Raw genomic sequence first — 13339 nt, forward strand, 5'->3', positions numbered from 1 at the left:
GGCATAGATTTCAGGATAAATACACGGAAAAGCTACCTGTTTAATCTTTTAATGTAAATTAAACCGTAAGCAATCAGCAGGTAAAGCATAACTACAATAAACTTATCCATTACCGAATATCCGGGCGGAAAAAACAATTGTTTCAATGCATAAACAAGTGATAACAGGCCAAGACCCGCCAACGTGTTAAATGCAATGCGCGAAAACATGCGGAACAACCACACCGAAGCGCCAAGCCAGACAACAGTAAAAACCAGAAGCAAAATTCCTTCAGCCTGATTGCCCCTGGTTAAACGGATTACACCTAAAATGGCCGGCAGCGAGCCTGCAAGAAAAAGTCCCCGCGAAATGCTTCTTCTGATTTTATTTCTGATTTTTTCATTCTCAATTTCGGGAAAAAGCTGCCTTCTTAATTTTTTTTCCCTGAATTCCGGCCCAAGTAAATCCTCTTCCGAATGAATGATGCCTCTTTCCATAGCTTCGTGAATGGCTTGCTTAGCTGCAGCCTCCTGGTATAATTTCCTTTTTTTGAGCACTTCAATTAATTGTTCGTTGTTTAATTCTGCCATTGTTTCTCTAAAATCTGTCTTTTGTTCAGTTGAATTTGAATTTAAAGGCATTTTCCAATATTTTTACAATTTCAAACAAATAAAAAAGAAATTTGTCTTATTGGTAGAATTGAAACCATTAAAAAGTTATAATATGAATAATTTCGAATACAAAAACACGGTAAAAATTATTTTCGGGAAAGGTACCATTCCAAAGGTTGCCGGTGAAATACCAAAAGATGCCAAAGTTTTAATGATCTACGGAGGTGGAAGCATCAAACGAAACGGAGTTTACGACCAGGTAAAAAAAGCGCTGAAGAATTTTGAATTGTATGAATTTGGCGGAATTGAAGCCAACCCGCATTACGAAACCTGTATGAAAGCCATAGATGTGGTAAAAGAAAACAACATCGGTTTTTTGCTGGCTGTTGGCGGAGGTTCGGTTGTTGATGCGACAAAATTTATTGCCGCCGGTGCTTTGTACGAAGGAAAGGATCCGTGGAATTTTTTCACCAAACGGTTTATGGTAGAACCCAAAGCCGCCGTTCCGCTCGGGGCAGTGCTCACTTTACCTGCCACTGGCTCAGAAATGAACTGGACAACAGTAATTTCACGTGTTTCCACCCAGGAAAAATTGGCGTTTGGCCATCCGCTCGTTTCACCAAAATTTTCGGTGCTCGACCCCGAGTGTGTATTTTCGTTGCCCGACAGGCAGGTTGCCAATGGCGTTGTTGATGCGTATGCCCATGTGCTGGAACAATACCTCACTTATCCGGTAAACTCACCGCTGCAGGACCGGTTTGCTGAAGGCATTCTTCTCACATTAATAGAAGAAGGGCCGAAAGTGCTGGCCAACCGCACCGATTACGATGCTGCGGCCAATTTTATGTGGAGTGCAACCATGGCGCTAAACGGATTAATTGCATTGGGTGTGCCAACCGACTGGGCAACCCACATGATTGGCCATGAGCTAACAGCTTTTCACGGCATTGACCATGCACGTACTCTGGCCATTGTTTTCCCCGGAATGATGCACGTTAAGCGCAAAAACAAAAAGGAAAAAATCCTGCAATACGGCGAAAGAATCTGGGGAATTACGGAAGGAACAGATGACGAACGCATTGACAAAGCCATTGCCAAAACAGTGGAATTTTTCGAATCGCTGGGTGTGCCGTGCACTTTGCCTGAGTATGATGTTCCGGCCGAAACCATTGGAAAAATTAAGGAACGGTTTAAACAACGCAAAAGCAAATTGGGAGAAAAACAAGATATTGACTACAAAGAGGTTGAAGAAATTCTGGAAAACAGATTGTAGTTGAAAATCTGAAATTTTAATTTTTCATGTTCGTTCTGTTTCAAAAGAAAGGCTGGTCAGAAAAATTGGAACCATAACTTCCGGACAGTTGGAAAAATTGAAACAGGGATTGAACGATATTTTAAAGTACTGATTTAATGTAATCTGCAATAAGCTCGTCATATTTTTTCCGAAGTAGTTGAACCAAATAGTTTTGAGGATCGAATTTCCCTTCACCGATTTGTGAAACAGGCAAAATTTTGGGCGAGGTTCCGGTGATAAACGCCGCCTGAAAACGGGGCAAGTCTTCCAGTAAAACATCTTTTTCGAAGAATGGAATCCCTGCTTCTTTTGCCAGCAAAATGGTTTTCTGACGGGTAATGCCAAGCAATACTTCGTTTCCGGGCGGGGTAAACAGAGCATTTTTTTCAACAAAAAATACATTGCTCCGGCTGCCCTCGGTAATGCGGTTTAAATGATCGACCAGCAGAACTTCGTACAAGTCCTTTTTTTCCATCAGTTTATCGGCCTGCTGCCTCACCGGAGTTTGAAAAACTTTTGCATTGGGATTTTCACGCTCCGCTTTTAAAATACCACATCGTACACCGTTTTGGTACCATTTGGGATCAGGATATTTGTGGAGAATAAAAAATGCTTTCAGATTTTCTTTGCACGAAAGGAGAATATTTCCGGTCAAAACCTTGTTTTCATGGATGAGCTCCAAAATAAAACGGCTAATCTGATCAGAGTTGAACCGGATGGTTTTTCCTGCAAGCGATGCAGAATGGTAAAACCGTTCCAGGTGATCCTCCATAAATAGTGGTACTCCATTTTCAACCCGAAGCACTTCATAAATTCCTCCTGAATTTTCAAATGCTTTGAATAAAGCGTTGGGCCTCAGTTCTCCGTTAAAAATAAAATACCTGTGCAGCGGAAAGTAAACCATTATTTAAAATTTTCAGGCAAATGTATGGATAATTTTTTCGGTTTCGTTCCTGAATGATAAATCCCAAAATTGTAATTTTGCAAAAAAGCAACCCATGGCTTCTGAATTTAAATACCCCGATATTCAGCCACCCATTACTTTCAACCCCCACAAACATCATTTTGGCTTTTTAAAACAGCAGATTGAATACTGGAAAAACCTTCCCTGGCCTGAGGCAGAAAAAGAATTGTTATTTATTGGCACCAACCTCATTGACCTGTATTGCGGAAAACTTTCCATAGATGAAATATGCCGCCAATGCCTGTATTTTGCTGAAAAAGAAGGATTATCAACTGGTGAAAGATTAAAAAACTGGCTTCTGCCAAAGGAGTTTCGAAAAATAATACTTTCAGATAATTCTGAGTGGGTAATTAAACAAGGATTGGATCCTGACCGGTTTCTGCACATTCATCCGGCAAAATATTCGCCATTTACAATAAGAGTGCGCGGCTCTACTTTAAAAACGGTGGTTGCACTAAAAGTTTTAGCAGATGAAAAAAACCAAAATCAAATAAACCTTCAACAGGTTAATCAGGTTCGAAGCGCAAAACTTGGCCTTTCGCCCATAAAAGCGCTGGAAAAAGGAAAAGGGATAGCCCGAATATGGTCTTTTTTTAATTCGCCAAAACCGAGTTACCTGCATGTAAAGCCTGTGCCACCCTGTTTTTAAAACTTCGGCCAATGGGCAGGCCTTTCCCCTCAATTTCAATGCTTGTAGAAGTAAAAGCTTCAATTTTTCGTAACGAAACAATATACGATTTGTGAATGCGCATAAAATCGTTGTCCGGAAGTTTTTCTTCCATACTGGTCATGCTTGTTTTTGTAACAATTCGCTTTTCGGGCGTATGAATTTTTACATATTCGCTCAGGCCTTCAATGTATAAAATATCATTCAGATGCAGCTTCAGCACCTTTTTATTTTCTTTCACATAAATAAATGCTTCATCGTTTTTGTTTACCGGAGAATAATTTTCAACCGAACCAAAATTATCGGTTGAAACCTGAAAATATTTATTCACTGCTTTCAGGAACCGCTCAAAAGTGATGGGTTTCAAAAGATAGTCCACTACATCCAGTTCGAACCCTTCGAGGGCATATTCACGATAAGCAGTTGTGATAATTACCTGAGGCGGATGTTTCAATGTTTTCAGAAATTCAATTCCGGTAATCTGTGGCATCTGAATGTCCATAAACATGAGATCAACTTTGTGGTTGCGCAGTACTTCAAGGGCTTTCATGGCATCGCCGCACTCACCAACAATTTCAAAATTGTCCAGCTTTTGAATATGATTACGAATCAATTCGCGTGCAAGAGGCTCATCGTCAACAATAAGGCAATTTGTTTTCATCTCATTTTAATTGTTTAATTTTTAAAGGTATTCGATGGAACTCGCCATTCCGACGGCCATCGGTTTAAAACTCCTTTATGTATCATGGCTCGTTTCATGGTAATAACTGATTTGTTTTCGTTGTTTTCTGCTTCAAAAAAATAAGTATCTGTTTTCAGTTTCCGTTACAATCTTCAGTAAAAAATCTCCACTTGAAGCATCCGGAAATTTTCTTCGGTTTCTTCTGTAAACCTGAATTTACCCGGGAAGTAATGCTGTAACATCAAACGCAGCATTTCTGAATCGTGGCTTTCAGGAAATTCTAATTTGTTTTCACTCCATAATTCAACAGCAAAATATAATTTTCTGTTTTCAGCTGTAACAAAGACGGTGCATTCGAACAAATCGTTACACTTTTTTCCTGTTTTCATTGCAAATTCCAATACTGGCAGAAACAAAAAGGGAGGAATTACAAATGGTTTCAGGTTGCCTTTAAGTTTAATTTCGGCTTTCAAATGGTTGCTCATTGCAAGTTTATTTAAACTTAAAAAACTTTCCATCAAATCTGTTTCAGCTAAAAGAGGCCGCCAGTCTGCATGATTTTCGTTTAAAAATTGATTGAAAAAATTTGAAATCCGGATGATAAGTTCCGGAACTTTTTGAGGCGATTTTGAAATGGTATCCTGCAAAACATCCATTAAATGAAGCATTAAACGAGGCTGGTGCTGGTAATAATATATTTCCATTTCAGCCTCTTCATTCAGGCGCTGTTCAGCATTTTTCATGTTTTGGGTTTCGTGCCAGGCTTTCCCTACTTTTATGGCCAGAAAAACCAAAATAATGTAATGGTTGCCAAGTCCTGAAATCAGAATATTTTTCAGATTCAGATAATCCGTACCCAATGCGTAATTCTTCCCAAAGGGTTTAAAAACCAATTCGTTGGAAACAACAAGTTCGATTACCGAAAAAAGCACCAAAAACACGAAAATACCTGTCGTAAGCAACCCGTAACGGTTTTTGTAAAAAGTAAGAGGAATTAGCCAGTACGCAATTAAATAGGTATGTACCACAAAAACCGGAAGCGTGATTATATAATACCTGAACCAAAGGCAAAACATTTCTTTGCCAAGCCCCAAACTTTGCAGCAAGGTAAACGAAATAATCCACGCCAGCCAAAAGCCTGTATGAAGCAGAATTCGTTGTTTACCGATATGATTTGGAACCCATTTCATTTAATTCTTTTTTTAATTGTAGCAGAATGGAGAATTCTTTTTCCCTGTCATCAATCTGAATGGAATACCCTTTTGAAGGATAAAGAATGGCCAGCCTGTTTTTCAGATTTTGCAAACCGTTTCCAATATTTCTTTCGCCTTTGAATATTCTACCATTATTTGGTTTGCTGTTGGCAGCCTTAATCCACAAATTTTCAGGGTGCGACTCAATGGAGATAAACAGCCAGGGTGCACCCATGTCGGGGCTGCTGCCATGTTTTATACAATTTTCAATAAGAAAAAATAAAACCATCGGGGGTATTTTCCAGGTTGAAAGCTCTCCCTTTTTTTTGAAATCAACTTTTAGTCTGTTGCCATAGCGAAGTTTTTCAAGAGAAAGATAGTTTTCCGCCAGGTCAACTTCTTCGGTTAATTGCACAAAATTGTGCCGGCTTTGCTCAACAATGTAACGTAAAATCTGCTGCACCTTTTCGGTAATTTCAGTTGTTTTTTCAGGCTGAAGGAGGGATAATGCATATAAATTATTGATGGTATTGAACAAAAAATGAGGATTTAACTGGCTTTGAAGTAAACGTTGCCGGGCTTCGCGATTTTGCACCTCCAGCTTTTTTCGCTGACTTTCGGTAAAAACATAATCTTTGGTAAATTTCGCAACACAAAACAGTGCAACAATAAAAGTCATGTCTTTTGTATTCACCAGCATAAAACGCAATCCTTTCATGCTTCCGGGCTGAAAATTTTCCGGAGCAATGGATGCATAAAATATTTCGTCAGATACGGCAAACTTAAGGGCCGAAAGTGCAGTGCCCACCAGTAATAAAAGCAACATAAACCAGCCAATTTTATTTTTTAAAAGAAATTCAGGAATAAGAAGAAACAAAACAATGTAGGCATATCCGAAAAAGAAAACTGAATTGATTAAAGTAACCATCAGAGATTCCGATAAACTTTTACTTTTATCCTGATAAAATAAAACAAACGTAAACAGCAATACGGTTCCAATAAACAGAATTATATGCCGTATTATTCTGTATTTTAGTCTGATATCGAAAATATACCTATTCATTTATTTCTCCAGTTCCAAAGAAACTTTCCAGGTTTGAGTTTTTTCTTTAATAATAAGCTGGTACCTGTTTTTGTAAAGAATCTCGAGTCGTTTTTTTGCGTTTCGAACTCCTACCCCGCCAGTATTCTTCTCGCGCACCTTCTTTTGTGCAGGCAAACTGTTTTCAATCTGAAAAAGAAGTTTTTCTGTAGAAGCAATGAGGATAATTTCAATGTCGAATTTCCCGTTTTTTCGACTGCCACCGTGTTTAAAACAGTTTTCAACAAAGGTAAAAAGTAACATGGGTGCAATTTTCCATTTTTCTACCGGCCCCGATATTTTAAAACTCAAATTCAAATCTGAACCATAGCGTAGCCGTTCGAGTTCCACATAATTTTCAACGAGTTTAACCTCTTGTTCCACCGGAATTTCAGATTCGTTACATTCGTATAAAACGGCCTGAAGCAATGATGCCATTTGCGCAATTCCTTCGGTAGTTTTTGCCGATTCTGAAACAGATAATGAATACAAATTATTCATGGTATTAAACAAAAAATGCGGCTGTAATTGTGCTTTCAATAAATGCAACTCTTTTTTCAGGTTTTGTTTTTCCATTTCATGTTTTTCGGTTTGTTGTTCGAACCACTTTTTTACAATTTTTATGGCAAATGCAATGGCTACCATAAAATTGGTTTCCAAAAACAGGTAAAGAAATGTTACGCCTAAAACTGAATCGGATGTTACTGGCAAACCATTAATCAGCCTTAAAAAAACCCGTTCGCCAAGAGTGGCCAGCATCAATACTGCAACAACAAGTAAAACTGTTAAAACAAGTTTGCGGGTTTTCAGGTAAAACGGTAAAATAGCATAAACAGTGGTGTAAGTTGCTGCCATAACAAAAGGCAACATGCAAAGCGATTCAATAAAATACCACTGAAAGTTTTGCCCGTACTTACCATAAACCGAACCAAAGAACAGCACATAAAATGTCCAAAACAAAAAATGGGTAATAATTCGCCGGTACCTTTTTGAAAATTTCCCCAGGATGTTCATCGTTTAATTGTTTCTGACCGGAAAGATACGTGAACCAACCGAGATAAAAAACTGCAAACTACTGAATGTCAGAATCAATTCATTCAAAACCCTACGGTTTACAGACTAAATACAGTTGTTGGCTGACAAAATGTTACCGTTTATTGAAAATAAAGCCCCTGCCCTCTGGCAGAGGCTCATTTTTTCATCTCCATGAAAAAAATTGCGCTGTTTAATATCTTTTTCAGAATTCCAGATTCTGTTTATTCAAAATCAGAATTGGGCGTGGTACTGTTCGTCAACCAAATTGGGAAAATAACATGCAATCAGTCCCAGCAGTTCGTCTTCGGATTTTGGTTTTTGTGTAATTACGCGTTGGGAATAATAACTCACTTTATTGAATTTGGAATCGCAGGTTGCTTCGGGCAATTCACGGTACTTTTTCTCCATTTTCTGTACACCGAAAATTCCTTTTTCGAATGCATACTGTACTTCAAACTGGTCGGAACGAACCACAAAAGTGGTACTCTTTTTCCCTTTAACTACGCCAATTCGAACCGGATTGGCCGTTTTTTCATACATTAATTCATAAGTGGTAACTGCCTGGTTGTTAATAACCATCGGAGATTCTGACATTTCAATGGTATATTTCCCGAAATTAGTTAATGAGTTTCCAGTAATAGCCTGACCTTCTTTAATTTTTGCAGAAACACCCATAACTAACGCCAGCAAAAACACTCCTAAAAAATACATTTTTGTTTTCATGATAATAATTGTTTATTGTTTCACTGACCCAAATGTAAGTAACCTTTTGAATGGCAACAATTTATTTCAATAACCGAACCTTTTTCAACAACAATCTGCGCATTCCAACCCATAAATGGAGATTTTAGTAGTTGGTAGTCTTTTATTGGCCGTTTGCATTTTTTTGAGAGAAAATTTGAAAAACAGACCAAAACCAGAACTGCTAAAACAGCGAATATTTATCCTGTTTTCTTATTTTTGGAACTTCATTTTAAAAACCTTTTAAAAAACCTGTGATATGAAGATTCTACGCATTCCGACTTTATTTCTTGCACTTATTTTTTTGGCAAGTTGTGCACAAAAAGAAGATAAAAATTACCTTCAATATATTGACCTGCTGATTGGCACGGGCCCGGCAACAACACCCTCTGCTACAAAAGACAGGGGAACACAGGAACATTATGGCCAAACTATTCCGGCTGTAACAGCTCCGTTTGGCATGACCCAGTGGACGCCTCAAACCCATAATACTGAAACAAAATGTATTGCCCCGTTTTACTGGGGAACGCCCACCCTCCAAGGTTTTCGGGCCACCCACTGGACTAGCGGCTCCTGCGTGCAGGATTACGGAAGCTTCACTGTTTTCCCAACAGTTACCGGTGAGGAATTCAGGTTTTTGCCAACGCAGCGGAAAACATTGTATATATACGATGCAGATAAATCATCGCCTGCATATTACGCTGCCATGTTGCCCGAAAAAAATATTCTGACAGAAATAACAGCTACAAAGCGAACTGGTTTCTTCCGGTTTTCGTGGCTCGAACCTGAAAATGCAACCGTAATAATTGATGTGAACAGCGATGAAGGTGAAGGATACATAAAAATTGATGCTGAAAAGGGAGAAGTTTACGGATACAATCCGGTGCACCGCATTTACAACGGCAGTGGAAAACCAGCCGGTTTCAGCGGCTATTTTGTGGCCCGGTTTGATAAACCGTTTAGCAAAACCGGAACTTTTGGGAACAACGAACTTTTTCATGGAACCAATGAATTGCAAAACAATAACTATTTAGGCGCCTATGTTACGTTCAATTTAGCTGAAGGCGAAGCCCTTAAAATGAAAATGGGCACTTCGTTTACCAGCATTGAAAATGCCCGCCAAAATATGGAAACCGAAATTCCGCACTGGGATTTTGACAAAACAAAATCTGAACTCGACAAAACATGGAATACTATTCTGGGAAGAATTGATGTGGAAGGAGGCTCAGATGATGATTTTACCAAATTTTATACTGCCATGTACCACAGCTTCATCCACCCCAGATTATTCAGCGATGTAAACGGCGAGTATCCGCAATTTGGCGGTGGCGAAACCGTTCAAAAAGCCAATGGGTTTGAATATTACTGCGATTTTACCAACTGGGATATTTTCAGGGCGCAAATGCCGCTGGTAAGCCTTGTGGCTCCCGAACAGTATGAACACATGGTAAAATCGCTTATTGTAAAAGCTGAACAGGGCGGATGGTTGCCCGTTTTCCCCATGTGGAACAGCTACACTTCGGCCATGATTGGCGACCACAGTACAGCCATTATTGCCGATGCGCTGGCGAAAGGTTTTGAGTTCGACACAGAAAAAGCATACCAATTTATGCGGAAAAATGCTTTTGAAACCCCGAAAAATATGGATGATTATATCGATGGAAAAGGCCGCCGGGCATTGGATTCGTATTTGCAGTTCGGATACATTCCTATAGAAGACGAAGTTCCACATGCTTTTCACCGGAACGAACAGGTTTCCCGCACACTGGAATATGCTTACAACGACTGGGCTGTGGCACAGGTTGCCCAAAAACTGGGAGAAACAGATGATTACAACGAGTTGATGGCACGGTCGCTCAATTATGCCAATGTGTTCGACCCGGACAAAGGCTGGGTTTGCGGACGGTATGGCGACGGAACATTTACCGACGAGTTTGATGCCAACGGAGATATGTTTTACATTACCGAAGGAACACCCAAACATTACACCTGGTATGTACCGCACGATGTGGAAGGTTTAATGGATTTAATGGGCGGGAAAGAACCTTTTGCCCAAAAGCTGAATGCGCTCATCGACAACAAAGAATACTGGCACGGAAATGAACCCAGCCATCAGATTCCATATTTGTTCAACTACGTGGGGCAATGGCAAAAAACACAGGAAACCGTTAAACACATTTTACAAACCGAATACGGCACCGGACCCGGCGGAATTTCGGGCAATGACGATTCCGGGCAAATGTCGGCCTGGTATGTGTTTGGCGCAGCAGGTTTTTACCCGGTTTGTCCCGGAAGTAACGAATACCAGCTATCTTCGCCAACATTTGAAAAAGTGACTTTTAATTTGAATAAAAAATATTATTCCGGTAAAAGTTTTGTTCTGGAAACCACACCCGGAAATCAATACGGCACATTTTCTTCTGTAAAACTGAACGGAAAAGAAATTGAGCCGGTAATAAATCATGATGAATTGAAGAAAGGTGGGAAGCTGGAGTTTGTGCAATAAAGTAAAAGCCGGCTGGAAGCCGGCTGGTATTTGTTGCTTTTACTCAATAAAACACCAGGCTGAAGCCTGGCGCTGGTTTTAAATAAATACTGGGAAAAATTAGCGCCATGCTTTAGCATGGTGAATAATTAAAACCATCGTTCAAACAAAAAGCCGGCTTGAAGCCGGCTGGTATTTGTTGCTTTTACTCAATAAAACACCTGGCTGAAGCCTGGCGCTGGTTTTAAATAAATATTGGGAAAAATTAGCGCCAAGCTTTAGCATGGTGAAGAATTCAAACCACCGTTCAAACAAAAAGCCGGCTTCAAGCCGACTTCGTTTATTTCGCTTTTTGCACATCACGCCAGGCTGAAGCCCGGCGCTGGTTTTAAATAATTCCTGGAAAAAATTAGCGCCATGCTTTAGCATGGTGAATAATTCAAACCACCGTTCAAACAAAAAGCCGGCTTCAAGCCGGCTTCGGTTACATCGGCTTTAACACATTAAACCAGGCTGAAGCCTGGCACTGGTTTTAAATAAATCCTGGAAAAAATAAGCGCCATGCTTTAGCATGGTGAAGAAAGGTAAAACATAAAACCAACAGCCGGCTTCAGCCGGCTTTCATGAATATCAGTTCAATCATTAAAAAAACCATAATTCTTTTTCCATTCCTGATATTCCTCTTCAAAGGTTTTTCTTTTGTGATGCTCATCCTGATTTCGAATATACTTTTTCACTGCATCCAGTTGAGATGCACTTACCGAAAAAGCTCCGTACCCCCTTTGCCACGAAAATTTCCCCTGAATCAGATTTTGCTCGTTCATCCAATGTGATGATGATCCTTTTATCATTTTTGTAAAATCAGATAAACAAACATTTGCAGGCAAATCAATTAAAAGATGAATATGTTCAGGCTGAACATTTATTGCCAGGATCGGGCATTGAATTTCTTTGGATTTTTCGAGAATAAAATTCTTCAATTCAATTTTTGAACTACCTGTAAAAAGCCTAACTCTGTTTTTGGTTGACCAGGTAATGTGGAGATAATTTCGAACGAACGAATGCAACATAGTTTTATTTGTTTGAAAGCCGGCTAGAAGCTGGCTGATTTATTATTCTTTTCTTTTAAAACACACCAGGCTGAAGCCTGGAGCTAATTTTGATTCATCTGATTTTCAAACAACAATTTAATTTAAAAAATCCATTCAATCAAATGAGAAATTTTTTTAACACAAAAAGCCGGCTTCAAGCCGGCTGGTATTTGTTGCTTTTACTCAATAAAACACCAGGCTGAAGCCTGGCCCTGGTTTTAAATAAATCCTGGAAAAAATTAGCGCCATGCTTTAGCATGGTGAATAATTCAAGCAACCCTTCAAACAAAAAGCCGGCTTCAAGCCGGCTTCGGTTACATCGGCTTTAACACATTACACCAGGCTGAAGCCTGGCGCTGGTTTTAATTAAATACTGAAAAAAGATTTTTAATTGATTAAAACCCGTCCGATAAATCGGACGGCAAATAATACAAAATACTTTTTCACAAAATATGTTCAGTCTGGCGCTGCTGGTGCGAATATTTTTTTTACCTTTTTTACATCCTCGCTCCTCCGCCACAAAAAATGTTTTATAGCACAATGTAGGTTTTTTTAATTTATTTTTTTGTAATGTTCTGATATTCATATTAAATTGCCTACGCTTTTAAACATATTTACAAACCATTAACATTTTAAAAACTCCAAATTATGGACAACAAAATCAATTTTACAATTCCTGACGAGGTTATTACAGAAGTAACCCAAAAGTTAAATGAAGTGGCATCAGTGCTGCAACCTTATTTAATTGCACTCACTCCCGAGGAAAGAAGGACTATCCCAAAAATGAGCGACAAAACAGTCCCGTTTGTTGAAAAAACCCTTGAGTACTGCCAAACTGCACCCCAGTTTGCACCACCGTACATGGATCGCGAAGGCCTGGCCGGCGATATGAAAGTTACAGAACAGCTTACTCCGCTTTTGCGCACCGTTACAGCATTAAACGACGGCCTCGACGATACGGTTATGGAAGCCGGGGGAGAAAGTTATGTAAATGCGCTGAGTTATTACAACTCGGTAAAACAGGCCACCAAAATGAATGTGCCGGGGGCCAAATCGATTTACGACGACCTGAAAAAACGGTTTGAAAAAACAAAATCGGGCAACGGAGATCCAAAGCCTTCCGCCGATTAAAAGCAAAAAAGGGGCGTCCCACCAGGCGCCTTTTTTTTTGGCCTTTTTGCCCACCCCGAAACCGGACCAGTTCAACATGTGGGGTAACGTTTATTTTAAACACCAAAAACCTTATTTCCGGGTGTTAACCTTAGTAGCTTCGTTCAACCGGCTACCTGAAACCTTATTCACCTTATTTCCAAACACATCCTGAAAATGTTTTAAAAACCGTACCTGTTTTTATTTTCATTTGATTGGAAAAATAAGGTTTAAAGGTTTTGTAAACCGATTGTGCTACTAAGGTTTAATAAAAAGAATAAGGTTTTTATCACTCAGAAATAAACGCTGTTCATCCAATACCCTTTTTCTTTTTGTCTTTACTTGATTTACATATATTTACACATGA

The 13339-nt window shown here is 39.4% G+C and carries 15 protein-coding genes; 5 read left to right on the plus strand and 10 right to left on the minus strand.

Annotation, left to right across the window (positions count from 1 at the left end):
• Window positions 1-32: 32 nt before the first annotated feature.
• Complete coding sequence (locus ACESMA_RS08495; RefSeq protein WP_372948367.1) at window positions 33-620, minus strand: hypothetical protein; 588 nt, start codon at window positions 618-620, stop codon at window positions 33-35.
• 82 nt (window positions 621-702) lie between these two features.
• On the opposite strand from ACESMA_RS08495, the gene ACESMA_RS08500 reads away from it, so the two are divergent.
• Together ACESMA_RS08500 and ACESMA_RS08505 are read left to right on the plus strand one after the other, a co-directional pair.
• Window positions 703-1863, plus strand: coding sequence for an iron-containing alcohol dehydrogenase (locus ACESMA_RS08500; protein ID WP_372948368.1), 1161 nt, complete (start codon window positions 703-705; stop codon window positions 1861-1863).
• 19 nt (window positions 1864-1882) lie between these two features.
• On the plus strand, window positions 1883-1996 hold the full coding sequence (locus ACESMA_RS08505; protein WP_372948403.1) for a hypothetical protein: 114 nt from the start codon (window positions 1883-1885) through the stop codon (window positions 1994-1996).
• Here ACESMA_RS08505 and ACESMA_RS08510 read toward each other — a convergent pair.
• Window positions 1985-2788, minus strand: a complete 804-nt coding sequence (locus ACESMA_RS08510; protein ID WP_372948369.1) for an aminotransferase class IV — start codon at window positions 2786-2788, stop codon at window positions 1985-1987. The genes ACESMA_RS08505 and ACESMA_RS08510 overlap by 12 nt on opposite strands.
• Before the next feature lie 94 nt (window positions 2789-2882).
• On the opposite strand from ACESMA_RS08510, the gene ACESMA_RS08515 reads away from it, so the two are divergent.
• Complete coding sequence (locus ACESMA_RS08515; protein ID WP_372948370.1) at window positions 2883-3497, plus strand: hypothetical protein; 615 nt, start codon at window positions 2883-2885, stop codon at window positions 3495-3497.
• On the opposite strand, the gene ACESMA_RS08520 is transcribed toward ACESMA_RS08515, so the two are convergent.
• From ACESMA_RS08520 to ACESMA_RS08540, 5 genes are all read right to left on the minus strand, one after another.
• Complete coding sequence (locus ACESMA_RS08520; RefSeq protein WP_372948371.1) at window positions 3442-4176, minus strand: LytR/AlgR family response regulator transcription factor; 735 nt, start codon at window positions 4174-4176, stop codon at window positions 3442-3444. The two genes, ACESMA_RS08515 and ACESMA_RS08520, sit on opposite strands and share 56 nt — an antisense overlap.
• Window positions 4177-4349: 173 nt before the next feature.
• On the minus strand, window positions 4350-5387 hold the full coding sequence (locus ACESMA_RS08525) for a hypothetical protein (protein WP_372948372.1): 1038 nt from the start codon (window positions 5385-5387) through the stop codon (window positions 4350-4352).
• Window positions 5359-6453 carry a sensor histidine kinase gene (locus ACESMA_RS08530; protein ID WP_372948373.1) on the minus strand — a complete coding sequence of 365 codons (1095 nt, stop codon included), beginning with the start codon at window positions 6451-6453 and terminating at the stop codon, window positions 5359-5361. The genes ACESMA_RS08525 and ACESMA_RS08530 overlap by 29 nt, the downstream gene beginning before the upstream one ends.
• On the minus strand, window positions 6454-7485 hold the full coding sequence (locus ACESMA_RS08535; protein ID WP_372948374.1) for a sensor histidine kinase: 1032 nt from the start codon (window positions 7483-7485) through the stop codon (window positions 6454-6456). It lies immediately after the preceding gene.
• Between the two features lie 252 nt (window positions 7486-7737).
• Complete coding sequence (locus tag ACESMA_RS08540) at window positions 7738-8229, minus strand: hypothetical protein (RefSeq protein ID WP_372948375.1); 492 nt, start codon at window positions 8227-8229, stop codon at window positions 7738-7740.
• A 277-nt stretch (window positions 8230-8506) separates the two neighbouring features.
• Between ACESMA_RS08540 and ACESMA_RS08545 the strand changes: the two genes are divergently transcribed.
• The gene (locus tag ACESMA_RS08545) at window positions 8507-10753 is read left to right on the plus strand and encodes a GH92 family glycosyl hydrolase (RefSeq protein WP_372948376.1); all 2247 of its coding nucleotides are present in this window, start codon (window positions 8507-8509) and stop codon (window positions 10751-10753) included.
• Window positions 10754-10894: 141 nt separating this feature from the next.
• Here ACESMA_RS08545 and ACESMA_RS08550 read toward each other — a convergent pair whose 3' ends face one another.
• The 3 genes from ACESMA_RS08550 to ACESMA_RS08560 all read right to left on the minus strand — a co-directional run bounded on the left by ACESMA_RS08550 (window position 10895) and on the right by ACESMA_RS08560 (window position 12409).
• Window positions 10895-11161: a hypothetical protein gene (locus ACESMA_RS08550; protein WP_372948377.1), complete on the minus strand. Its 267-nt coding sequence runs from the start codon at window positions 11159-11161 to the stop codon at window positions 10895-10897.
• Between the two features lie 206 nt (window positions 11162-11367).
• A complete protein-coding gene (tnpA, locus tag ACESMA_RS08555; protein WP_372948378.1) occupies window positions 11368-11802 on the minus strand; it encodes an IS200/IS605 family transposase in 435 nt (144 codons plus the stop codon).
• Window positions 11803-12148: 346 nt separating this feature from the next.
• Window positions 12149-12409 (minus strand): hypothetical protein, encoded by a 261-nt coding sequence (locus tag ACESMA_RS08560; protein WP_372948379.1) that lies wholly within the window; start codon window positions 12407-12409, stop codon window positions 12149-12151.
• A 62-nt stretch (window positions 12410-12471) separates the two neighbouring features.
• Between ACESMA_RS08560 and ACESMA_RS08565 the strand changes: the two genes are divergently transcribed.
• Entirely contained in the window at window positions 12472-12954 is a 483-nt protein-coding gene (locus ACESMA_RS08565) for a hypothetical protein (protein WP_372948380.1), read from the plus strand.
• Window positions 12955-13339: the final 385 nt, after the last annotated feature.

The sequence above is a fragment of the Mariniphaga sp. genome, from assembly GCF_041687215.1.
GTDB lineage: Bacteria > Bacteroidota > Bacteroidia > Bacteroidales > Prolixibacteraceae > Mariniphaga.

What these genes read in the sequence shown, in the direction of transcription:
- ACESMA_RS08500 (WP_372948368.1), top strand. Translation starts at nt 703, where the DNA reads ATGAATAATTTCGAATACAAAAACACGGTAAAAATTATTTTCGGGAAA.
- ACESMA_RS08525 (WP_372948372.1), bottom strand. Translation starts at nt 5,387, where the DNA reads ATGAAATGGGTTCCAAATCATATCGGTAAACAACGAATTCTGCTTCAT.
- ACESMA_RS08560 (WP_372948379.1), bottom strand. Translation starts at nt 12,409, where the DNA reads ATGAATATCAGAACATTACAAAAAAATAAATTAAAAAAACCTACATTG.
- ACESMA_RS08540 (WP_372948375.1), bottom strand. Translation starts at nt 8,229, where the DNA reads ATGAAAACAAAAATGTATTTTTTAGGAGTGTTTTTGCTGGCGTTAGTT.
- ACESMA_RS08495 (WP_372948367.1), bottom strand. Translation starts at nt 620, where the DNA reads ATGCCTTTAAATTCAAATTCAACTGAACAAAAGACAGATTTTAGAGAA.
- ACESMA_RS08545 (WP_372948376.1), top strand. Translation starts at nt 8,507, where the DNA reads ATGAAGATTCTACGCATTCCGACTTTATTTCTTGCACTTATTTTTTTG.
- ACESMA_RS08515 (WP_372948370.1), top strand. Translation starts at nt 2,883, where the DNA reads ATGGCTTCTGAATTTAAATACCCCGATATTCAGCCACCCATTACTTTC.
- ACESMA_RS08535 (WP_372948374.1), bottom strand. Translation starts at nt 7,485, where the DNA reads ATGAACATCCTGGGGAAATTTTCAAAAAGGTACCGGCGAATTATTACC.
- ACESMA_RS08530 (WP_372948373.1), bottom strand. Translation starts at nt 6,453, where the DNA reads ATGAATAGGTATATTTTCGATATCAGACTAAAATACAGAATAATACGG.
- ACESMA_RS08565 (WP_372948380.1), top strand. Translation starts at nt 12,472, where the DNA reads ATGGACAACAAAATCAATTTTACAATTCCTGACGAGGTTATTACAGAA.
- ACESMA_RS08510 (WP_372948369.1), bottom strand. Translation starts at nt 2,788, where the DNA reads ATGGTTTACTTTCCGCTGCACAGGTATTTTATTTTTAACGGAGAACTG.
- ACESMA_RS08550 (WP_372948377.1), bottom strand. Translation starts at nt 11,161, where the DNA reads ATGCTAAAGCATGGCGCTAATTTTTTCCAGGAATTATTTAAAACCAGC.
- ACESMA_RS08520 (WP_372948371.1), bottom strand. Translation starts at nt 4,176, where the DNA reads ATGAAAACAAATTGCCTTATTGTTGACGATGAGCCTCTTGCACGCGAA.
- tnpA (WP_372948378.1), bottom strand. Translation starts at nt 11,802, where the DNA reads ATGTTGCATTCGTTCGTTCGAAATTATCTCCACATTACCTGGTCAACC.